This window comes from Candidatus Binatia bacterium, assembly GCA_036493895.1.
Lineage (GTDB): Bacteria > Desulfobacterota > Binatia > UBA1149 > CAITLU01 > DATNBU01.
In genome coordinates this window covers 26783-49242 of the sequence record DASXOZ010000079.1, presented here as the reverse complement: position 1 = coordinate 49242, position 22460 = coordinate 26783, and the positions used below count along the sequence as shown (strand labels likewise).

Annotated in this window: 16 protein-coding genes; 13 read left to right on the top strand and 3 right to left on the bottom strand. The window is 68.4% G+C overall.

Annotated features, from left to right (window positions below; translation table 11 throughout):
- Positions 1 to 331: 331 nt before the first annotated feature.
- The 3 genes from VGK20_18695 (at position 332) to VGK20_18685 (ending at position 5422) form a co-directional block, all read left to right on the top strand.
- Positions 332 to 1525: a 1-deoxy-D-xylulose-5-phosphate reductoisomerase gene (locus tag VGK20_18695; protein HEY2776077.1), complete on the top strand. Its 1194-nt coding sequence runs from the start codon at positions 332 to 334 to the stop codon at positions 1523 to 1525.
- A 128-nt stretch (positions 1526 to 1653) separates the two neighbouring features.
- Complete coding sequence (locus VGK20_18690) at positions 1654 to 3606, top strand: hypothetical protein (protein ID HEY2776076.1); 1953 nt, start codon at positions 1654 to 1656, stop codon at positions 3604 to 3606.
- 109 nt (positions 3607 to 3715) lie between these two features.
- A complete protein-coding gene (locus VGK20_18685; protein ID HEY2776075.1) occupies positions 3716 to 5422 on the top strand; it encodes a phospholipid carrier-dependent glycosyltransferase in 1707 nt (568 codons plus the stop codon).
- Between the two features lie 46 nt (positions 5423 to 5468).
- Here the strand turns inward: VGK20_18685 and VGK20_18680 are convergent, their stop codons facing one another.
- Both VGK20_18680 and pabB read right to left on the bottom strand, forming a co-directional pair.
- Positions 5469 to 6383 (bottom strand): aminotransferase class IV, encoded by a 915-nt coding sequence (locus VGK20_18680; protein HEY2776074.1) that lies wholly within the window; start codon positions 6381 to 6383, stop codon positions 5469 to 5471.
- A 37-nt stretch (positions 6384 to 6420) separates the two neighbouring features.
- Complete coding sequence (gene pabB / locus VGK20_18675; GenBank protein HEY2776073.1) at positions 6421 to 7797, bottom strand: aminodeoxychorismate synthase component I; 1377 nt, start codon at positions 7795 to 7797, stop codon at positions 6421 to 6423.
- Positions 7798 to 7934: 137 nt separating this feature from the next.
- Between pabB and VGK20_18670 the strand changes: the two genes are divergently transcribed.
- Positions 7935 to 8846, top strand: a complete 912-nt coding sequence (locus VGK20_18670) for a S1C family serine protease (protein HEY2776072.1) — start codon at positions 7935 to 7937, stop codon at positions 8844 to 8846.
- 16 nt (positions 8847 to 8862) lie between these two features.
- Here the strand turns inward: VGK20_18670 and VGK20_18665 are convergent, their stop codons facing one another.
- Positions 8863 to 10068: an MFS transporter gene (locus tag VGK20_18665; protein HEY2776071.1), complete on the bottom strand. Its 1206-nt coding sequence runs from the start codon at positions 10066 to 10068 to the stop codon at positions 8863 to 8865.
- A 199-nt stretch (positions 10069 to 10267) separates the two neighbouring features.
- On the opposite strand from VGK20_18665, the gene VGK20_18660 reads away from it, so the two are divergent.
- From VGK20_18660 to pyrF, 9 genes are all read left to right on the top strand, one after another.
- Positions 10268 to 12079, top strand: a complete 1812-nt coding sequence (locus VGK20_18660) for an AAA family ATPase (protein HEY2776070.1) — start codon at positions 10268 to 10270, stop codon at positions 12077 to 12079.
- The gene (locus VGK20_18655; protein HEY2776069.1) at positions 12076 to 13569 is read left to right on the top strand and encodes a hypothetical protein; all 1494 of its coding nucleotides are present in this window, start codon (positions 12076 to 12078) and stop codon (positions 13567 to 13569) included. The genes VGK20_18660 and VGK20_18655 overlap by 4 nt, the downstream gene beginning before the upstream one ends.
- Positions 13570 to 14070: 501 nt before the next feature.
- The gene (rpoD, locus tag VGK20_18650) at positions 14071 to 16005 is read left to right on the top strand and encodes an RNA polymerase sigma factor RpoD (protein ID HEY2776068.1); all 1935 of its coding nucleotides are present in this window, start codon (positions 14071 to 14073) and stop codon (positions 16003 to 16005) included.
- A 135-nt stretch (positions 16006 to 16140) separates the two neighbouring features.
- A complete protein-coding gene (locus VGK20_18645; GenBank protein HEY2776067.1) occupies positions 16141 to 17250 on the top strand; it encodes a flippase-like domain-containing protein in 1110 nt (369 codons plus the stop codon).
- Entirely contained in the window at positions 17247 to 18200 is a 954-nt protein-coding gene (locus tag VGK20_18640; GenBank protein HEY2776066.1) for an ROK family protein, read from the top strand. Before VGK20_18645 ends, VGK20_18640 begins: the two co-directional genes overlap by 4 nt.
- Positions 18201 to 18251: 51 nt before the next feature.
- Complete coding sequence (locus tag VGK20_18635) at positions 18252 to 18773, top strand: hypothetical protein (protein HEY2776065.1); 522 nt, start codon at positions 18252 to 18254, stop codon at positions 18771 to 18773.
- Entirely contained in the window at positions 18773 to 19876 is a 1104-nt protein-coding gene (gene ispG / locus VGK20_18630) for a flavodoxin-dependent (E)-4-hydroxy-3-methylbut-2-enyl-diphosphate synthase (protein ID HEY2776064.1), read from the top strand. The genes VGK20_18635 and ispG overlap by 1 nt, the downstream gene beginning before the upstream one ends.
- Before the next feature lie 98 nt (positions 19877 to 19974).
- Positions 19975 to 21699, top strand: a complete 1725-nt coding sequence (locus VGK20_18625; protein HEY2776063.1) for a proline--tRNA ligase — start codon at positions 19975 to 19977, stop codon at positions 21697 to 21699.
- Positions 21700 to 21701: 2 nt separating this feature from the next.
- Positions 21702 to 22460: an orotidine-5'-phosphate decarboxylase gene (gene pyrF, locus VGK20_18620; protein ID HEY2776062.1), complete on the top strand. Its 759-nt coding sequence runs from the start codon at positions 21702 to 21704 to the stop codon at positions 22458 to 22460.

The following is a 22460-nucleotide window of genomic DNA, read 5'->3' as shown; positions in this document are numbered from 1 at the left end:
CGTCGGAGGCGGCGCCGACGTCGCAGGTATCACCGTTCCGTCAGTCGAGTCGGGCGCCTGTGGTGTCGCAGCAGGCTCCTGCGCCGACACCGGCCAGGCACGAAAGCATGTCGTCGCGAGGACGACGGCCGCAATCGCGAGCGCCGCCATCGCCCGTCCCGGACGATGCGCCGTTCGTCCCGGAAATGGCCGTCGCGCGCGCAAAGCCGGCGAACGGTAGGGACGCGCAGTCAGGGAGTCAACATTGCTGCGGTGCCTGCAGCACGGCCCGCGATGTGCGCGCCGCGGGCCGTGCTTTGACAGCCATGCACCGGCAACCTAAGAGCCCGTCGTGGCTTCACCTGCCCGCAAGGGAGTCTCGATCCTCGGTTCCACCGGATCGATCGGCACCCAGACCATCGCACTGCTCCGGCGCTTTCCCGACCGTTTCCGCGTGACGGCGCTGGCGGCCGGGCGCCGGGTTCGCGAGCTCAAGCAGCAGGCGCTCGAGACCAGGCCCGACATCGTCGCCGTTTCGGCGTCCGCGGATGCCTCCGAGCTGGAGGCGGCGCTGCGCAGCGAGATGGGCGGCGCTGCGCCGCGCGTCGTCAGCGGCGACGACGGTCTCGTCGATGTCGCGTGTGCACCGGGCACCTCGGTCGTCGTCTCGGCACTGGTCGGAGCGGCAGGCCTGGCGCCAACCCTTGCGGCAATCGACCGCGGCATCGACGTCGCGCTGGCGAACAAGGAAGTGATGGTCGTTGCCGGCGAGCTCGTGCAGCGGCGCGCGCGCGCAGCCGGCAGCCGGCTGCTGCCGGTCGACAGCGAGCACAACGCGGTATTCCAGGCCCTGGCCGGGCGCGAGCGCAGCCACGTGCGCAAGATCGTGCTGACCGCTTCGGGCGGCCCGTTTCGTGAGCACACGCCCGAGCAGCTTCGCACCGTGACGCGCGCCGAAGCACTTCGCCATCCGACCTGGAACATGGGCGACAAGATCACGATCGATTCGGCGAGCCTGATGAACAAGGGGCTCGAGGTGATCGAAGCGCGCTGGCTGTTCGACGTCGATCCCGCCGACATCGAAGTGCTCGTGCATCCGCAAAGCATCGTGCACGCACTGGTGCGCTACCACGACGAATCGGTGATCGCGGTGCTCGCGCTTCCCGACATGACGATTCCGATCGGCTACGCGCTGGCGTGGCCCGACGTGCTCGAGCTCGGCCACCTGCCTCGCCTCGACCTTGCGCGCGCCGGTACGCTGACGTTCGCGGCACCGGACCTCGAGCGTTTTCCGTGTCTCGCGCTGGCGTATCGAGCGCTGGCGGCGGGCGGTGCAATGCCGGCTGTCCTCAATGCCGCCAACGAAATCGCGGTCGCGCGTTTCCTCGCCGGCGACATTTCGTTTCCGGACATCGCGGCAATCGTCGCAGCGGCAATGGACTCTTTTCCGGCGCGCCGCAGCGACACTCTCCAGGATCTGATGGCGGCGGACTCGTGGGCACGGGCGGCAGCGGCCGGCTGGGGCGCTGCGCGGCAGGCTTCGTGAGGAGCGACCGTCGTCCAGAGTCGAAGTCCGGGCGCCGTCGCGGCGGCCCGCGCGAAGAGCGCGGCGCTGGTACTGTCGCGTCCGGCCAGGGCACAACTGCGGCGCCGACGCCGCCCGCCGTTGCTCCAGTGGCCGATCGCGGATTTTTCGGCGCCCTGCAGCGGGTGATGCCCGTTCTCGGCCTCATCGTCGTCGCGCTGTTCGCGTTTCGGCGCCTCGACGACTTCGACACGTGGTGGCACCTGGCCTCCGGTCGCTGGATCGCGCTGCACCACGCGATTCCCCACACCGACGTGCTGTCGTTCACCGAGCCGAACAACGAGTGGGTCAACCTGCAGTGGCTCTACGACCTGTTCCTCTACGTCGCGTGGAACATCGGCGGGGCCAGCGGTCTCGTCCTGCTGTCGCTGGCAGCTTTCGTCGTGACGTTCGCGATCGTCGCGCGCAACCTCATCCGCCATGTCGGCCCCGTCGCGACCGGGCTTCTCGTCTGCTGGCTCGGCATGACGGTCAACGAGCGCTTCCTCATCCGTCCGGAAATGGTGTCGTTTCCGCTGCTCGCGGCCATCCAGCTCCTGCTCGTCGAAGGGCGCGACGAGCCGCGGCGCCTGCGCCTGCTCGTGCCGCTGATGGTGCTCTGGGCGAACCTGCATTCGCTGTTCATCCTCGGCGTCGGCGCGATCTTGTGCGCAATCGGCGGAGCCGTCGCGGCGATGCTGCCGGTCATGCCGGCCACGTGGCGCCGCGACAGCGGTTGGAGCGACCAGTCGCGGCGCGAGCTTTTCATCTGGGGATCGGCCGCGATCGCGGGCACTCTGCTCAATCCGTATTTCCTGCGCGCGCTGACGTTTCCCATCCAGCTCATGTCGCGCATCAACGGCACGAGCCCGGTGTACGGGGTGATCGGAGAATTCCGTCCGCCGTTTTCCGGCTACTTCCCGACCTTCGCGATCGGCTCCTACCAGGTTTTCGTCTTTACGGCGGCGGGCCTGGCCGTGGTGGCAGGGCTGCTGCGGGCCTTGTCGTCGAAAACGGAAGAGCGCGAGGGCTTCGACGTCGGGGTGCTGACGTTCGCGCTCGTGCTCGGGTACCTGTCGCTGCTCGCGCGTCGCAACGTCGGCGTCTTCGCCATCGGTGCAGTGCCCTTCGTCGCCGCCTGCCTCGGGATCGTGCTGCGCCGGCTGCCGTCGCCGTGGACCCGGCCCAACGGGCTCGCCGTACGCGTCTCGTCCGTCCTCGTTGCCATCGGCATGTCCGTCGTCTGCTGGGCGGTCGTCACCAACCGGTGGTATGCGATCTCGGGAGAGACCCACGAGTTCGGCCTCGGAATCCTCGACGTGAACTTCCAGGCCCGTGCGGTGCAGTTTTTCCGCGACCAGATGCTGCCGGGACCGCTGTACAACGACATGACGGCAGGCGGCTACCTGACGTGGGACGATCCGACGGGCAAGGGTGTCTACGTCGACGGACGCCTCGAAGTATACGATACGCCGTTCTTCTCGGCCTATCTCACCGGCATGAGCAACTTCGCGTCGTGGAAGAAGGACGTCGACGCGCGCGGCATCCAGAGCGTCATGGTGTTCCACCGCTGGTCGAACCGCCATCCTTTCATCCACATGCTGATGTCGTCGCCGGAGTGGCGCCTCGTGTATTTCGACGAGACCGTCGTGCTGTTCGTGCGCACGGGTGGTGCCAACGATGCGCTGATCGCCAGCGCACGCGGGGCTTTCCAGGACATCTGGAAGAAGCGGACGGAGCAGATCCTGCAGGGCGGTGATCGCACCTGGCCCTGGCAGTGGCACATCGAGCGCTACACCGGCCAACTGTCGTACGCGCGCATCCTCGAAGTGCTCGGAGCAGGCAGCGACTCGCAGCCTTGGTACGAGGCCGGCCTTGCCACCGGCCTGCCGGGAGAGTTCCAGATCGAACCGCTGCAGCGCTCGGCCGCCTACCTTGCGGCGTCGCACAACTTCGCACAGTCCCGCCAGCAACTGGAGAAAGCGCTGGCCCTCGAGCCCTCCGGCGAAGAGGGCGACGGGACGCGCGAGATGCTGAAGCGCCTCGATGCCGCCACGCACTGAGAAAAAGCGGTCGCGGGGCGCAGCGCCTTCGCGCGCCGCCGACAGCACCGATAGGGCGCGTGCGGACGTTCGCGCCCGCGCCGATGGCGATGCGCCGCCGCGCCGCAGCATGTCGCGGCGTGCGCTCCTTGCATGCGTGCTGCTCGGCGCGCTCTTCGCTGTCCAGGCTTCGGTGGCGGCCCGGCGCGATTCGGTGACGATCGACGAGTACGTCCACCTTCCGCTCGGGCTTCATGCGCTGACGACGGGCGACCTCACGCAGGACCCGATCAACTCCCACGTCCCGCGCATGCTCGCGGCGCTGCCGCTGCTCGTCGACCGGCCGGTGTTCTCTCCGCCGCCCGATGCGGTCGTCTGGGGACTCGGCGCCTACTTCATGCAGGCCAACGCGGAGCGCTACCAGGCCTTCTACGTCGAAGCGCGCACGGTGATCATCCTGCTCTCGCTGCTGGCTGCGGCGCTGACGGCGCGCTGGGCGTTCGAGCTCTACGGCGAAGGCGCGGCGGTCGCTGCGACGGCGCTGTTCGCGCTGTCTCCTTCGCTGCTCGCGCACGGGCACCTGGTGACTCTCGACATGGCCGGCACTCTCGGCTTCCTGCTCGCACTGCTGGCGAACTGGAAGTTCCTCGAGGCGCCGACGATGCGAAGAGCCGTGATCCTCGGCGTCGCCGTCGGCGTGACCAACCTGCTCAAGCTGTCGGGCTCGGTGCTGGCGGTCATGATCCTCGTGACACTGGCGATCCGCATCGTCGCCGACCGGCGCGACTCGCCGCCGCTGCTGCGCTGGCTCGCGATGCTGGCCGCCGCCGGCGTCGCGTCCGTCGTCGTGATCAACGCCGGCTACGCGTTCGACGGAACGTTCGGGCTGCTTCGCGATTGCACGCTGGCACCCGACGGAAAGCTCGCGCACCTCGCGCAGGCTGCGCCGTGGCTGCGTCTTCCGCTGCCGCGCCCTTTCCTCAACGGCATCGACATGGTGCTCGAAGTCGGCAAGGGCCACGAAGCGTCGTACTTTCTGAACGGGGAGCTGTCGGCCGACGGCTGGTGGTACTACCACCTGGCTGCCTTTGCGGCCAAGTGCCCGCTGCCGGTGCTGCTTGCGTCCGTCTTTTCGATTCTTGCGTGGGTCGCCGGCCGCAGCCGCGGGCGCCGCGACTACGCCGTGTTCGTTCCCGTCGTGCTGCTGTTCGCCGCGAATTCGGTGTTCAACTCCCTCGACATCGGCGAGCGTCACGTGCTGCCGGCCTATCCGCTGCTGACCATCGGCATCTCCCCGTGGATCGCGGATGCGCTCCGCGGATTTCCCACGCTCGTCGCGGCCGTTTCCGCGCGCGCGAGCGGCGGCGCCTCGCCGGCCGCGATTGCCCGCCGCGCGGCGGCGCCCGTGGCTGCGGTCGCTCTTCTGCTATGGAATGCAGCGGGCACTTTCGCGGTCGCGCCGCGCTACCTGCAGTACTTCAACGAAGCGGCCGGAGGTCCCGAGCGCGGGCACCGCGTACTGATCGACTCGAACATCGACTGGGGACAGGACCTCATTCGCCTTCGCGAGTACATGGACGCGAACAGCATCGACTCGATCGCGCTCGCCTATTTCGGGCGCGTGCACCCTGCAGTCTATGGAATCAAGTTCACGCCTCTCGAGCGCGGTGTCTCGCACGGCAAGGCCGTCGTCTCGGCGACGTTCCTGATGGGACGACCGTACTTCTGGTACCTCGGTGGGCACATGCGCTGGGTGCCGTCCCACACCTACGAATGGCTGCAGGGCTACAAGCCGGTGGCGCGAGTAGGATCGATGTTCGTGTTCGACCTTCCGTGATCCGGACAAGCTCGCAGAGGTTGCTGCAAGTCTCTCGGCAGCAGGCCTAGGGCCCGTCCAGCTCTTCGACCTCGATGCCGAGGCGGCGAGCGACTTCGCGGCGGTACAGTCGCTGCATTTCGATCGCGACGGGACCGGGTTTGCCGTTTCCGATGCGCCGGCCGCCGGCGCGCACGACCGGCACGACCTCGATCGACGATGCCGTGAGGAACACTTCGTCCGCCGCGAGAAGATCGGCAACCGTGAAGCGCTCCTCGCGCACCTGGGCGACCCGGCGCGCCAGCCGGAGCGTTTTCGCGCGGGTGACGCCAGGCAGCAGCCCCGCCGAAATTGGCGCCGTGAAGACCGTACCGCGGCGAACGGCGAACACGTTGCTCGTCGTGCCTTCGAGGACGGTGCTTCGCGGATCCGAGCGCTCGCCCGTGTGATAGACGGCTTCGAAGCAGCGGTGTTTCCTGGCCTCGATACGAGCCAGCACTGCCGGAAGGTAATTCAGCGATTTTACTTGCCGCCAGCGCTCGGAAACGCCGGATCCGACGCTGACGAGATGGATGGCGACGCCGCGGCTGCGCGCCTGCGCGAGAGTGGGCTCCAGCGGCCGGAACATCATCAGCGTCGTCGGCTCTTGCGTCTTCGCGGCGACCAGGCTCACGGGCCCGTGTCCGCGCGTAATCGTGAGGCGCACCGCACCGTCGCTGCGCAGCATCTGGCAGCGGCGCGCAAGCTCGACGCAGCGTTTGTCCCACGGCTCGTCGGGATCGAATGCAATGCCGATCCGTCGTGCGCTGCCCGCCATTCGCCGCAGGTGCTCGGCAATCGCGTACGGGCGGCCGCCGTAGGTGCGCCACGTCTCGAACAGCCCTTCGCCGAACAGGAACCCGCGATCGAGCGCCGAAATCTTCGCGCGAGCCGTCGGGACGAACGCGCCGTTGAGCCAGCAGATGTCCTTCATGGGTTGCATGGGTTGCATGGATTGCACGGGCTGCTGCCTTCCTTTGTCACAGCGCTTTCGCGGCCGCTGGCGCGTGGCCTGCGCGGCCGCCGGCTGCCAGTGCCGCGCGAAGAGCGCCGATCTTGATCTCGGTTTCTTCCCATTCCCGTTCCGCGTCCGAGTCGGCGACGATTCCGCCGCCGGCGGCATAGAGAAGCTGGTTGCCGGCCGTGACGGCGGTGCGGATCGCGATCGACAGCGAGAGGCGGTCGCTGCCGTTGAAGCAGCCGATCGCGCCGGTGTAGGGCCCGCGCTCGCCGTCTTCCACTTCGGCGAGGATCTCCATCGCACGAAGCTTCGGTGCGCCCGTGATCGAGCCTCCGGGAAACGTCGCCCTGAGCAGTGCAGCCAGGCCGATGCCGTGGCGCAACGTCGCTTCGACGTCCGACGCCATGTGATGCACGGTGGCGAAGCTTTCGACGGCGCCGTAGCGCGTGACCCGCACCGAGCCGGTCGTCGCGACGCGGCCGAGGTCGCTGCGCTCGAGATCGACGATCATCAGGTGCTCGGCCATTTCCTTCGGATCCGACGCCAGCGATGCTCTTTCTGCCGCATCGGCGGCAGGCTCGCCGCGCCGCGCGCGCGTGCCCTTGATCGGCCTCGTCGCGATCGCGTCACCGTCGCGCTCGAGGAAACATTCGGGCGAATTCGACAGCAGCGAGAATCCGCCGAAGCCGAGGAAGGCTCCCCACGGCACCGGCTGCACGTCGCGAAGGCGGCAATACGCAGAGATCGCGTCGCCATCGAACTCGAAGACGGCGCGCCTGGACAGGTTCGCCTGGTAAATGTCGCCGGCGCGGATCGCGGAAAGGATGCGCGCGAAGCCGCGACGGTACGCAGCCCGTGTCGTCGGCTGCCAGGATTGGACCGGCGCCTGGAGCGCCGGCGGAGGTGCCGCCGGCGACGAGTGCGCGAATCGCACGTGCCAGGTGCGCCCGCTTCGCGGGTCCCAGGCATCGACGTCATCGTAGACCGACAGCACGGCCAGCGGCGTGCCGATGCGGGTCTTGCCCGCCGCCGGCGGTGCTTGAACACGATCACACCGGGAGCCGAGCTCGTACGAAAGATAGCCGACGGTGCGCGGGAGGGTCACGCCGTCCAGCCACGAAGGCACGGCAACGGGATCGCTGCGGGAGCCGTCGACGAAAGCATCGATCGCATCGAGCGGGTCGATCGGATAGTGGCCGGCGTCATGCCAGGCCCCGTCGCGCCAGATCTGCGCGCGGCCTTCTGCGTCGACCACGAGCTGTTCGCGCGGGGCGCTGCCCGCGAACGAGGGTTTGTCGCCGAGCCCCCGGTCGATGAAAAACGGGAACGGCGCGCCGCGATGCGAACGGACCAGGTGCCCCGGAGCGGGCGAGGCAGGGCGCGACGCGTACGGCATCGCCGCCTTCTAGCAGTTGCGAATCGCAACACACATCGCGCGGGCGCCCGTCGCGGCTGTGCGTTCCACGACGGCCCCACGATGCGCCCGGCGGCGGCGACTGGACGAGAGACTTCGCCAGACCTAGCCTGTCTCGCGTGGATGCCCATGTCCGACTGCTTCAGCAGGTTGCTGCGTCGACGGTGACGGTCGCTGCGGAAATCCCCCAATCGCACCCGTCTGCCGCGGTGCTCGGGACTTCTCGCGCCGGAACCGGTGCCGTCGTCGATACCGAAGGCACCATCGTCACGGTCAACTACGTCGTGCTCGGAGCCCAGCGCGTGCTCGTCACCGATATCGAAGGCAAGCGCATGCCGGCACGCGTGATCGCCCAGGACTTCGCGTCCGGGATTGCGGTACTCGGCGTCGACTCCACGTCGCTCACGGCGCCGCCGCTGCGCCGCGGCAGCTCACACGACGTCACGCCCGGCCACGACCTCTTCCTCGTCTCCAGCGTCGGTGCGACCGAGCGCCGCAGCGCCAGTGGCTATCTCGTCGCCGTCGATTCCTTCGACGCGTACTGGGAATATTACCTCGACCGCGCGCTGTGGCTCAGCGCGATCAACCCCGGCCTCGGCGGCGCTCCGCTGTGCGACTGGCGCGGCCGCTTCGTCGGCGTCGTGTCGCTGAACCTCGGCGCCATCGGACGCGCGACTCTCGCGATCCCGTCGGAGAACTACTACGAGCATGCCGAGGAGCTGCTGCGCGAAGGGCGGCGCACGACGAGGCCGCAGCGCGCGTGGGTGGGGATGTTCTGCTACGCGCTGCCCGATCGTACGGTGGTTGCGGGGCTGATCCCCGGCGCGCCGGGCGAGCGGTCGGGCCTTGCCGTCGGCGACATCCTCGTGCGCGTCGGCGAAGAGCCGGTGACGGGCCGGCTGCAGCTCTACGAAGAGATCTGGAAGTGCAAGCCGGGCGATGACATCGACCTGAAGGTGTTGCGCGACGGGCACATCGAGAGCGTCGTCGTCACCAGCGGCGATGCGGAGAAGTTCTTCGGCGTCGGATGAGGAGCGCGTTTCCGTTTCATATTTCGCCGGTGCTGCTGCTGGTGTCGGCCAGCGACTCGTGGGCCGGTTCTCCCGGCAGGCTGCCGGGTCCCGTAATGAAGACGAGCATCCCGACCAGGGAGATTGCAGAAGCCACCAGGAACATCGTCGAGTAGCCGTAGCGCTCGACGATGGTGCCGAACAGGAACGCGCAGCTCGAGATGCCGAGGCTGTAGGAGCCGCTGAACAGGCTCTGGGTGCGGCCGATGTTCGACGCCGTGCTCCAGTCGGCCACCCATGCATTCATCGTCGGGTACAGCAGGCCGTGACCCATGCCGAAGATCGCGCCGATCGTGACGATGAGCATCATCGAACGAGTGATCGACAGCAGCGCCACGGCCAGCGTGAGCGCTGCCATCGCCGGAAGAATCACCCCGCGGCGTCCGATGCGGTCGGAAAGGGTGCCGAACACGGCCCGCACCGAGACCGCCGCCAGTGACCATGCGGTAAAGAAAGGGCCGACGCGCCCGATCTCGAGCTGCTTCATCAGCAGCGGCACGAACGTCTGCGTCGCGCCGAAGCCGAATCCGTAACACATCATCGCGACGGTCGCGGTTGCCACTGCGCGTCGCGCCAGGCGGGGCTCGATCTCGACGCTTCGCGGCAGCATCACGAAGGCCGGCGGCCGCGGCACGAAGCACGAAAGCACGAAGGCGCAGGACCCGAGCACCGCACCGACGCCGAACATCGTGCGGAAGCCCCACTGGTGCACGATGCTCTCGCCGATGGCCGGGCTGAGCGCATTGGTCAGGATCGTCGAGATCCCGAACCAGCCGATCGTCGCCGCGCGCCTCTCGACCGGCGCAAACAGCAGGGCCAGCGTCTGCGCGCCGGTGAATGCGCTGGTGGACGCGATGCCCTGCACGATGCGCAGCGCCCACAGCGCCGGCCCGAAATCGTCGACGAACATGAAGCACGCCGAGCACAGCGCGCTCACGCCGATGCCGGTGATCATGAATCGCCGCCGGCCGAAGCGGTCGAGCAGGTAGCCGATCAGCGGCAGCGCGGCCAGTCCGGCAAAACCGGAAAGCGCGCCGATGCGACCGGCTTTTTCGGGGCCGCCGCCGTGGGCATCCACCCACAGGGGCAGCAGGAAGAAGAACGCGATGTTCAGGAACGAGAGGAAATTGGCGGCCGACACGATCCAGAACGCGCGCGGGATCTGCGTTCGGGACGGCGGCATGGGACTCTGTAGCCAGAGCCCGGCCCGTGGGCAATGCGACGCGGTCGCGCGCGCGATCCAACGCCGCGAAGAGCGCGGCCGCCGCAAGGTTTGAAATGCAGCGTGCGCCGGGTGATGCTCGTCGTCCTTCATGTACGAGACGTTCTTCGGGCTCAGCGACCTGCCCTTCCGGCTGACCCCGGATCCCAGGTATCTGTTCATGAGCGCGAAGCACCGCGAGGCCTTCGCGCACCTCGTCTATGGGATTCGCGAGGGCAGCGGCTTCGTCGCGATCACCGGCGAGGTCGGCGCGGGCAAGACGACGCTGATCCGCACGCTGCTGGCCGAGCACGCGCAGGACGTCACGGTCGCCAACATCGTCAACCCGGTGCTGACGTCGACCGAGCTGCTGCAGACGATCAATGCCGAGCTCGGACTGCCGTCGCGCAGCACCAGCCGCAAGGAGCTGATCGAGGAGCTTGCAGCGTTCCTCAAGACCAACCGCGCGGCCGGTCGCCGCACGGTGATCATCGTGGACGAGGCCCAGAACCTGGACCCCGTGGTGCTCGAGCAGCTTCGCCTGTTGACCAACCTCGAAACCGAAACCGAAAAACTCCTCCAGGTGGTGCTCGTCGGCCAGCCCGAGCTTCACGGCATCCTGTCGCGCCACGATCTTCGCCAGCTCAACCAGCGCGTCACCGAGCGCTGGCACCTCGACAAGCTCGATCGCGACGAAGCCTGCGAATACGTGCGCCACCGCCTGCGCATCGCCGGCGCGCACACCGACCTCGTGGAGCCGCGCGCGCTCGAACTCATCTACCGTTTCACCGACGGCGTGCCGCGCCTTCTCAACATCCTCGCGCATCGCTCGATGCTCGTCGCGTTCACGCGCAGTCGCGGTCGTGTCGGGTCCGACGAAGTGTCCGCGGCGGCGCGAGAGCTCGGCTATGTTCCGCAGGTTGCTGCATCTCGCGGGCCGGCCTGGGGGCGCATCGGCGCGTTCCTCGCGGCCGCTGCCGCAGCTGCGGTGGTCGCTTTCTTCCTGCTTTCGTCGTCCGCGGTGGACGAAAGCCGGCCGGCGCCGCGCAAGGCGAAGGCCGCGATGACGTCCTTGCCGGCTGCGCCCGCAGCGAAACTCGCTGATCCGGGTGGCGATGCGCCGCGCAACGGCGATGCTCCTGTTTCATCGCCTTCGGCTCCTGCTTTGTCGCCTTCGGCTGCTGCGACGGCGCCTTCGGTCTCTGCACCGGCACCCGCGGCGGCTATCCCCGTTCCTGCAAGCGAGGTCGCGCCCCAGGTCGCCTCTGCTCCAGTCGTCGCGCCTGCGCCTGGCGTCGCCCCGGCATCGGCGTCTTCGGACGCGGCGGCGCTGGCGACGCTCTCGACGGGCGCCGTCTTCGACGCAGCGGTGGCCGATTACACGCGCCTGCTGCAGATGTGGGGAGCTGCACCGGTTGCCGAGGCGGATCTGGCCGGCGGGTCGCTGAACCTGCAGGCGATCGCCGAGTCGCGAGGGCTCCGTTACTTCGCCGTCGAGCTGAACGACGCATTGCTTTCGGTTCTCGATCTTCCCGCGATGGTCGAGATGACGACCGGCGGCGCTCCCGAGATCCGTTACGTGCTGCTGAGGGGGATCGATCGCACGGGCGGGGCGGTGCAGCTCGCGGGCAACGTCACGATGAGCCTTGCCGGGTTCGACGCGGCGTGGAACGGCAAGGCGCACATTCTGTTCAAGGATCCCGAGTCGCTGCGCTTCGACATCGGCCCGGGGGCCGGGGGCCCGGCCGTGAAAAAGCTGCAGACGATGCTGAGCTCTGCAGGGGTGCTCGACGCATCGACCCAGACCGGCCTTTACGACGACCTGACGGAAAACGCGGTGCGGCGTTTCCAGGAATCGCGCCACGTGACGGCCGACGGAGTCGCAGGACCGATCACCCAGGTTCTCCTGTACAACTCGCTCGCCCGCTTCGACCGGCCTACACTTGCTGCCGGCCGCGCGAGCGTCGCGGCGCGGGTTCAGGGCACGACGTGAGCAGCATTCTCGACGCTGTCAGCAAGGACTCCTCGCGATCGGGCGCGATTCCGCCGTCCGCGGGAGATCCACGTCTGCCCGGCGGCCCTCCGCCGCAAGGTCCCGGACGTGGACCGAATCGCAAGCGCCTCCTCTATGCGCTCGTGATCGTCGGAGGCATCGCAGCCGGCGCAGTCGCGTCGCGAATGTGGACGGGCACGACGGAACAGCCGGACGACATGCTGACCGACAAGGTGGCACGCCACAGCGCCCCGCAGGATTCGCCGAAGGCTGCATCGCCCGACCGGGCGCAGCATCCCGACAAAGTCGCAGCAGCGGGCGCGCACGGGCCGCATAACGCTCCGGGACAAGCGGCACGAAGCGGTCGCAAGGACGAGGAAGCGCACGGGCGTGGTCCCGAGAAACACAGCAGGGACATGGCCGGTGCACCGACGGCTGCGCCGCCTTTCGCCGCTTCGCCTCGGCCAGCGCCTGCAAACGAGCAACTCGCAGCTGCGGCCCCCGCTGCACCCGCACCGTCGGCCGCGGCTACCGCGCCGCCGTCGCCGTCGCCGGCCGGAGTTCCTCCGCCGTCGCCCGCGCCGCCGGGAGTGCCGCCGCCGTCCCCGATTCCGCCGGCTCCGGCCGCGCCGGGTATGCCCGCTCCGGTCGCACCGGGAATGCCGGCTCCGCTCGGCGGGAGCGCGATTCTCGGAGCTCCCGCCAATCCCATAGTGCCAGTGGTCCCCGCGCCGTCGATCAATCCGGCCGTGCCGGTCGCACCGGTTCCCGGAGTTCCGCCGACATTGCCGCCCGGCGCAGTGCCGCTTCCGACGGCGCCGGTGCAGCCGGTCATGCCGCCGGCCACGCTGCCGTCGCCTCGAGGCGCCGCACCTTCCACCGGCCCCGCCGTCGCTGCGGCGCAGGCTCCTGCCGTGATCGGCGGCGCGCCGGTCGCTGCGCGGCCGCCGGCACCCGCCGGCAACGCGGAAGCGACCGTCGCTGCCGCTGCCGCAAGGATTCCGCCGGCTGCGGCCGCGGGCGTCGTTGCCGTCCAGCCGCCTGTAGCGCCCGCCGCTGCAATCGCAGCGCCGAAACCCGTGGCCACGCCGACTCCCGGCATCGTCATTGCCGGGGCGGCCGCGCCCGCTTCGGCAGCGGCGGCCTCAGCGCCCGTCGTGGTTGCAGCGCCCGGTGCCGTCGCGAGCGCCCAACCTGCAGCGCCCGGTGCCGCTGGAGGCGACAACTCCGATGCGCCGCCTCCCGCTCCTGCCGGCGATACGACGGTCGACGAGAAACCATCGGGCGCGCCGGACGTTTCCATCCTTTTCGTCTCGTGGACGAATACTCCCACCGAGCGAATGGTTTCGGTGCGTGTCGGCACCGGCTCTCTCAGCGTCAAGCACGAAGGCGATTACGTCGAGGGACTTCAGATCGCCGAGATCCATCCCGAGGCAGTCGACTTCCGCTGGTCCGGCCAGCGCTATCGAGTGCCCGTGCGTGCGTTCTGATTGCCGCGACGCCGTTCGCCTCCTGCCGGGGAGCCCCCGTTTCCCCCACCTGGTCGGGCCCTTAGCGTATCGACGACGACGAGCAGCACCGACAGCCGGCGCCTGACGCGCCCACTGCGCGGCGTCGTGCCGCCGGCAGCGCGCCGGCACCAGCGCCGCGGCCATGGCGGGCGCCCACGCCTTTTTGCCGTGACAATGCAAGAGCCGGGTGGTAAACCCCCCGCGTGGGTGTGAGCACGGCATCAGTCGCTGCCGTCGGGCCGACGCTCCGCAAGCCTGATGGATTCCACCTTAGCTATTGGAATTACTCAAATTTTTCGAGATGCCGCACGGCAGGGGCGGCGACCTTCCGAGAGCTTTCCTTGACGGCCCCACGTCGCGTGCGTACGGTCCCGCCTCGTCCGCGGTCCGGGAGGTTCGAATGTACCGGCCGCTTTCTCGATCCGACGAAGAGATCGTAACCGCTGTGAGACCGGTGCCCGAGCCCGGTCTCCCAAGACCGTGCGCCCGGCGCACCCCGTTGGACCAGTGAAAGCAAGCGCCAAACACGCCCCCCACGCCTCAGACAAGGACATGACGGCAGCCGACAAGGCCGTGGTCCAGCTCATCGAGCTCGGCCGCGAGCAGGGCTACGTCACCTACGCCGACATCAATCGCCTCTTTCCCCCCGAGGATTCGTCGGCCGACGACCTCAAGACGATCATCAACCTCCTGACGGAGAACGACGTCGAGATCCTCCAGGGCGCCGCAGAAGAGGAGGAGGCCGAGGCCGAGTCCTCCGAAGAGGTCGACCCCGACACGTTCTTCTCCGACGACGACGACTGGGTGCTCGACACCAGCGACGACGAGCAGGACCAGAAGGAGCCCGAGCCCGAGCCGGCCCCCGCTCTCCAGGCCAAGACTCCGGCACCCGGCCGCGACTACAGCGCCGACAGCACCGATCCGGTGCGCATGTACCTCCAGGAGATGGGCAGCGTTCCGCTGCTGTCGCGCGAGCAGGAAGTCACGATCGCCAAGGAGATCGAGAGCGGCCTGCACGAGGTGCGCGACTGCGTCTACGGACTGCCGATCGCCTCGCTGTACGTGCTCGGCCTTGCCGACATGCTCAAGAGCGGCGAGATCGAGCCGCGCGACATCTTCGGAGACGAGAGCGACGAGGAGAGGGCGACGCCCGAGCGCGACGAGAAGCGCCTGAAGGCTTTCCTCCACGACATCGCGACGCTTCGCCGGCTTTACAAGAACTACGAGCAGTACATCCCGGCGCGCCTTTCGCCTCCGCTCCCGTCGCCCACGCAGAAAGCCCCGCGCAAGCCGACGCCGAAGGAAGAGAAGTTTGCCGGTGCGCGCGAGAAGGTGGCCCAGCACCTGATTGCGATGAGCCTCGGCGAGAAGCACGTCAACAACATCGTTGCCAAGCTCAAGGAAGCGCGCGAGAAGGCGCGCGACTACGAGCGCGTGATCCGCCGCGCCGAAAAACGCACCAAGCGCGACGCCAAGCAGATCCTCGAGGTCGTGCGCCAGGTGTCGACCGGCAACGCCAACGCCAAGCGAAAGGCCGCCGGCAACCTGAGGATGAGCGTCGATGCGGCCCAGGAGCTCGCTTCGGCGATCCGCGACTCCCGCAAGCACATCTCGGAGATCGAGAAGGCCGTGCACATGGCCTTCGAGGACCTCGACCACTTCCTGCGCGTGATCCGCCGCGGCGAAGAGCGCGCGATGCTCGGCAAGAAGGCGTTGATCGAGGCAAACCTTCGCCTCGTCGTCTCGATCGCCAAGCGCTACACCAACCGCGGGCTCGGCTTCCTCGACCTGATCCAGGAAGGAAACATCGGCCTGATGCGCGCGGTCGACAAGTTCGAGTACCAGCGCGGCTACAAGTTCTCGACGTACGCGACGTGGTGGATTCGCCAGTCGGTCAGTCGTGCGATCGCCGACCAGGCACGCACGATCCGTATCCCGGTCCACATGATCGAGACGATCAACAAGGTGCTGCGCACTTCGCGCTACCTCGTCCAGCAGCTCGGCCGCGAGCCCACGCCCGACGAGATCGCCGGCCAGATGGAAATGCCGGCGGACAAGATCCGCAAGGTGCTCAAGATCGTCAAGGAGCCGGTTTCGCTCGAAACGCCGATCGGCGACGACGAGGAGAGCTCGCTCGGCGACTTCGTCGAGGATCGCCAGTCGGTGTCTCCGTCGGACGCCGCGGTGGCGCTGAGCCTCGAGGAGCAGACGCGCAAGGTGCTGGCCACGCTCACTCCGCGCGAGGAGCAGATCCTGCGCATGCGCTTCGGCATCGGCGAGCGCACCGACTACACGCTCGAAGAGGTCGGCCAGAAGTTCGCGGTCACCCGCGAGCGCATTCGCCAGATCGAGGCCAAGGCGCTGCGCAAGCTGCGCAACCCGCAGCGGGCTCGCACGCTCGAGAACTTCGGCTGAGGTCGACGAGCGGCTTCGGGGTCAGCGGATTCGCCGGAGCGGGGCTCGGGCACCCGCCACAGGTGACATTGACGCCATTCACGGTCGGAGCGCTGCGAGCGTTCGCGCAGCTTCCACGCTAAGGTCGCCGACACGATGGAAGACGATCGCGCGCAGGCGCGGCTGCCGGAGCCGGCGACGACGCCTCCGGTGCGGGCGCCGTCGGCAACGTCTCCTGAAGGGGCCAGCCTTCGGCGTGGGGCGACCATCGTCGCGCTCGCGCTCGTCGTCGCCTACGCCGGAATGTCCCAGCTCACGGGGACCGGCGAGCTTCGCCAGGCGTGGAACCGCCTCGAGTGGCACTTCCTCGTGCTGCCGCTACTGGCCACGCTGATCAGCTACATCACGATGTCGCTCTCGTACGAAGGCATCGTGCGCGCCGCGGGCGCCAGCATCGGGTCGCGCGACATGCTGCGCATCACGCTGGTCGCCAACACCGCCAACTACATTTTCCCCAGCGGTGGGCTGACCGGATTCGCGCTGCGCCTGGTCTTCTTCACCAAGCGCGGCATCTCGGCCGGCACGTCGGTTGCGATCTCGTTCACGCAGACGCTGCTGACGAACCTGATGCTCGTGCTCTTCGTCGTCTTCGGCCTCGTCAACCTGCTGATGAGGGGACGCATTCACGGGGCAAGCCTGGTTGCGGCGGTCGTCGCGACCGGACTGCTCGGGACCGGCTTCACGCTGCTGCTCGTGATGATCTACTCGACGCCGTTTCGCCGGGGCGTGCTCGCGATCGGCGCGCGCCTTGCCGACCGGCTGATCCACCGCGTCGGGCGCGCGGCGACGCTCGGCGAGCGCGTGCAGCGCTTCTTCGGGAACATCGAGGAGGGAATGGCCCTTTTCGCCGGCCGCCCCGCCGAAATGCTGATGCCGAGCGTGTGGATCTTCTTCGACTGGCTGTTCATGATGGGTGCGCTCTGGTTCGCGTTCTACGCAACCGGCGCTCCCGTCAACTTCAGCCTGATCGCGATCGCGTTCTCGGTCTCGAGCGTTGCCTCGTTCGTGACTTTCGTCCCTGGCGGCGCGGGCGTGCTCGAAGGTGCGCTGGCCGCCACCCTGTCGGGGCTCGGCGTGCCGCTCGGGGATTCGCTGCTGCCGATCTTCCTCTACCGTTTCTGTTACTTCATCGTGCCTACGCTCGTCGCGTTCGTGCTCGCGCACGGTGCCTTCACCGGCGAGAAGTCCGCCGAAGAGGTCCTGTGAGCGAGGCCCTTCCCGCGTTCGGCTTCGATGTCGGGGGCCAGTCGGCCAAGGTCGCGCTCGTGTCGCCGTCGGGCGACGTCGTTGCGCAGACGACGATCGCTACGGGAGACGGGACGACGGCCGATTCCCTGGCGGATGCGATTTCCGCCACCCGCAAGGAACTTTGCGCCGCACATTCGGTGCCCGCCGGTGCTGCGGTCGGTGTCGGGATCGCCGGGGTGCTCGGCAGGGACGGAGCGCTGCGAGGCGCCCCGCACCTGCCACTGCTGGTCGGCTGCCGCCTGGCAGAGCTCATCGGTGCGCGCACCGGCGCCGCGGCGGTGGTGCACAACGACGTCGATTGCGCGGCCGTCGCCGAGGGATGGGGCGGGGCGGCCGACGGACTGGACGATTACCTGATGATCGCGATCGGCACCGGCGTGGGATCCGGTCTGGTGCTCGGCGGGCGCCTTCGCGTCGGCCGCAGCAACTTCGGATGCGAATTCGGTCACGCAATGGTCGTCCACCAAGGCCGTCGCTGCGGCTGCGGCAACCTCGGATGCCTCGAGGCCTACATCTGCGAGACCGCCGCCCGCGCCTTTGCCGACGAGGCTCCGAACGAAGTTCGCGAGAGGATCGCGGCGAGACGCGAAAAAGCCGGAGGCGGCTTTGCCCAGGCGATTTTCGAGCTCGGCGCCGCCGGCGATGCCGATGCGGAGGCGATCGCCGCGATCATGGTCGACATGCTCGGCGCAGCGATCGGCTCGGTGGTCAACGTGCTCGACCTCGAGACCATCGTGCTCGGAGGGGGCATCGCCCCCGGCGTGCTCGCGCGGCTGGCGAGGCTGCGCGCCGCGATGGCCGGCACCCTGTTCGTCCGCGCAGAGTCGGAGATCACGATTCTCGCGGCAGCGCGGGGTTCTCTTGCCGGCGCCATCGGCGCCGCGCGGCTGGGCATGCTCGCGCGTTGAGCGCGCTGCGCGTTTCGGCCTAGAATCGCCCCTTACCCGAGGAGGTTTGCCTTGATCCAACGCAGATTCCCGCTCGCGGCGCTCGTCCTTGTTCCGCTGCTCGTCGCTTCGTGCGAGCAGAAGACGGCACCGACGACGCCCGCCGCCGCGCCCGCGGCTGCTCCCGCTGCTCCCGCTGCTTCCGCCGCGCCGGCCGCACCCGCTGCCGCCGCGAAGCCGGCGACCGCCGGCCGCACCATCGGCATCGAGCTGACATCGCCGGCTCCCGTCGGCGCGCTGCAGGTCGACATCACGTACACGGGATCGGGTCGCTTCATCGGCGACGCCGACGCCGTTGCGTGCGAGAGCAAGGTCGACGGCGCGCTGAGCACGTTCAATCACATCGCCGCCGACAAGAGGCTTCGCGCCGCGTTCGTCAAGGTGCAGGGTTTTGCCGGGCCGGTGCGCATCAGCGAGTGCAAGTTCGACGGCAATCCGAAGGCGGAGGACTTCACGGTCCAGGTCATGGATTCGTCGAGTCCCGAGCTGGCGCCGCTCGACCCGCCGCCGTCCGTCAAGGTCGTCGTCGACTGATGACGACGAGGCGAAAGAGCCGGCAGATCTTCGTCGGCAACGTGCCGGTCGGCGGCGATGCGCCCGTCGCCGTGCAGTCGATGACGACGACGAAGACCGAGGACGTCGAGGCCACGCTCGAGGAGATCTCGCGCCTCGAAGAAGCCGGCTGCGAGATCGTCCGCGTCGCCGTCCCGCGCGAGCGCGATGCCCGCGTGCTCGGAAAAATCCGCTCGCGGATGAAAATACCGCTCATCGCCGACATCCATTTCGACTATCGGCTTGCGCTGATGGCGCTGGAGCAGGGCGTCGACTGCATCCGGCTCAATCCGGGCAATATCGGCTCGAAAGAACGCGTGCGCGAGGTCACCATGGCGGCGCAGGCACGCCGCGTGCCGATCCGCATCGGCGTCAATGCCGGCTCCCTCGAAGAAGACCTGCTCGACAGCTACGGCTACCCGACCGCCGAAGCGATGGTCGAGAGCGCGATGCGCCACGTGCGCATCCTCGAGGAGCTGGATTTCTTCGACATCAAGATCTCGATCAAGGCTTCCAGCGTGCCGCTGATGGTCGAGGCCTACCGCAAGCTCGCCGTCGCCTGCGACTACCCGCTGCACGTCGGAGTCACCGAGGCCGGACTGCCGCCGGGCGCGCTGGTCAAGTCGGCGATCGGCATCGGCATGCTGCTCGCCGAAGGAATCGGCGACACGATCCGCGTCTCGCTGACGGCCGATCCCGTCGAGGAAGTCGTCGCCGGGTTCGACATCCTGCGTGCGCTCAACATCCGCGCCAAAGGCGCGCTGATCATCGCGTGCCCTACTTGCGGGCGCATCGAAGTCGACCTGTTCAAGCTCGTCGACGAGGCCAAGGCGCGGCTTGCGCACATCGAGAAGCCGATCACGGTGTCCATCCTCGGATGCGCCGTCAACGGTCCCGGTGAGGCGCGCGAAGCCGATATCGGCATCGCCGGCGGCAAGAACGGGGGCCTGCTGATCCGCGCGGGCAAGATCGTCGGCAAGTTCAAGGAAGGGGAGCTCGTCGACGCGCTCGTGGAAGCCGTCGAGAAGCTCGTGGCCGAAGACGACAAAGGGAAAGACGAAGGCACCTTGCACGCCGCAGGCTGAGCGGCGGCACGTTGCGGCGCGCGGGGTCAGGCACCAGCGCGCATCATCCGGGTTTCTGCGCATGATCGATGCGCTCTGGTGCCTGACCCCACATCATCATGCGATATTCCCGCCTCCTCATTCCGACGCTGAAGGAAGACCCGGCCGACGCCGAGGTCGCGAGCCACCGCCTGATGGTGCGCTCGGGAATGATCCGCCAGGTCGCACGCGGCATTTACGATTTCCTGCCGCTCGGGCGCCGTACGCTGGCCAAGGTCGAACGCATCATCCGCGAAGAGCTCGACCGCGTCGGCTGCCAGGAAGTGATGCTGCCGATGGTCAGCCCTGCCGAGCTCTGGCAGGAAAGCGGCCGCTGGGATTTCTACGGCAAGGAGCTGCTGAGGATCAAGGACCGTCACGATCGCGAGTTCTGCCTCGGACCCACGCACGAGGAAGTGATGACCGACCTCGTGCGCCGCGACGTACGCTCGTACCGGGCACTGCCGCTGAATCTCTACCAGATCCAGACCAAGTTCCGTGACGAGATCCGTCCGCGTTTCGGCCTCATGCGCGGCCGCGAGTTCGTGATGAAGGACGGCTACTCGTTCCACGCCAGCCGCGAGGACACGATCCGCGAGTACGGCGTGATGCGCGAGGCGTATTCGCGGATCTTCCGCCGCTGCGGGCTGCGCTTTCGCGCCGTCGAGGCCGACACCGGCAACATCGGCGGCAGCCTCAGCCACGAATTCCAGGTGCTCGCCGAAACCGGCGAGGACACCATCGTGAGCTGCAGCCAGTGCGACTACGCGGCCAACGTCGAAAAGGCCGAGATCCGCAGCGCCGCCGAAGCTGCCGCGCGCCGCGACCAGGAACGTGCCGAGGTCGCGACCCCGGGGGCGCGCACCATCGAGGAAGTTTCGGCATTTCTCGGGCGGCCCGCCGAGCATTTCCTGAAGACACTGATCCTCGTCGCCGACGAGAGAGCGGTCGCGGTCGTCGTGCGCGGCGACGACGTACTGAGCGAGACCAAGCTGAAGAGCCTGCTCGGTGCGACGGCGCTCCGGATGGCCGAGGCCGAGGAGATCGAGCGCCTGACCGGTGCGCCCCAGGGTTTTGCCGGTCCGGTGGGGATGAAGCTGCCGCTGTACGCCGACCATCGCGTCGCCGGCTCCCGCGGCATGGTCACCGGCGCCAACCGCGCCGACACGCACGTCACCGGCGTCAGTCAGCAGCGCGACTTCCCGAACGTGATCTTCGCGAGCCTGAGGGCCGCTCGCGCGGGCGATTCCTGCGCGCGCTGCGAAGGCGGAGTCTTCGAGCAGCACCGCGGCATCGAGGTCGGCCACATTTTCTACCTCGGTCGCAAGTATTCGGAGAAGCTGCGCGCGATCTTCCTCGACACCGACGGCAACGAGCAGGTCATGGAGATGGGCACCTACGGCATCGGCGTCACGCGCACGATGGCCGCCGCCGTCGAGCAGAACCACGACGACAAGGGGATCCTCTGGCCGGTGTCGATCGCACCGTTCGAGGTGCTCGTCGTCGCCGTCAAATGGGACGACGAGGCGGGACGAAATGCCGCGATTGCGCTCGAGCGGGAGCTCGAGGCGGCCGGCATCGACGTGCTCGTCGACGACCGTGACGAGCGCGCCGGCGTCAAGTTCAACGACGCCGATCTGCTCGGTATTCCGCTGCGCGTGACGATCGGCCCTCGCGGCCTGGCCTCCGGCAAACTCGAGCTGAAGGCGCGCGGCAGCGCGACGGCCGAGGAGATTGCGGTGGACGGTGCGGCCGCCGCGATCGTTGCGCGCATCCGCGCCGCGCACGCGGAGCTTGCCGCGTGACGGTGCGTTCGGCTGGGCTGCGCGAGCGCGCACGGGAGCGCCTGATCTTCGCGCTCGACGTCTCGACGGCGCGCGAAGCCGGATCGCTGGTGCGCGCGCTGCGCGACAGCGTCGGCATGTTCAAGATCGGCAAGCAGCTTTTTCTTCGCGAAGGCCCGCGCGTGATCTCGTACATTCGCGAGCGCGGCGGCGAGGTCTTCCTCGACCTCAAGTTCCACGACATCCCGCAGACCGTCGCGCGCGCGTCGGTCGAGGCGACACGGCTCGGCGTCGCGATGTTCAACGTGCACGCTTCCGGCAGCACGCCGATGATGCGCGAGGCCGTGCGCCAGGTGCGCCGCGCTTGCCGCACCGAGCACCTGCGCCGTCCTCGCATGCTCGCCGTCACGGTGCTGACGAGCCTTTCGGCCAGCGATCTTACGACGATCGGCGTGACGGCCGCGGTCGAGGACCAGGTGCTGCGCCTGGCGCTGTTGGCGATGGAGTCCGGAATGGACGGCGTCGTCGCTTCCCCGCACGAGATCCGCGTGATCCGCGAGGCCTGCGGACCGCGCTTCCTCATCGTGACGCCCGGCATTCGTCGTGAGAACGACGACACCGGTGACCAGAGCCGCGTCACGGGGCCTGCCGAAGCCGTGGCTGCCGGCGCCGACTACGTCGTCGTCGGCCGGCCGATCCGCGAAGCCGCCGACCCGCGCGGCGAGGCCGAGCTCATCATCGACGAAATCGCCGAGGCACTGCTGCACCGGCGGCGAATCTGA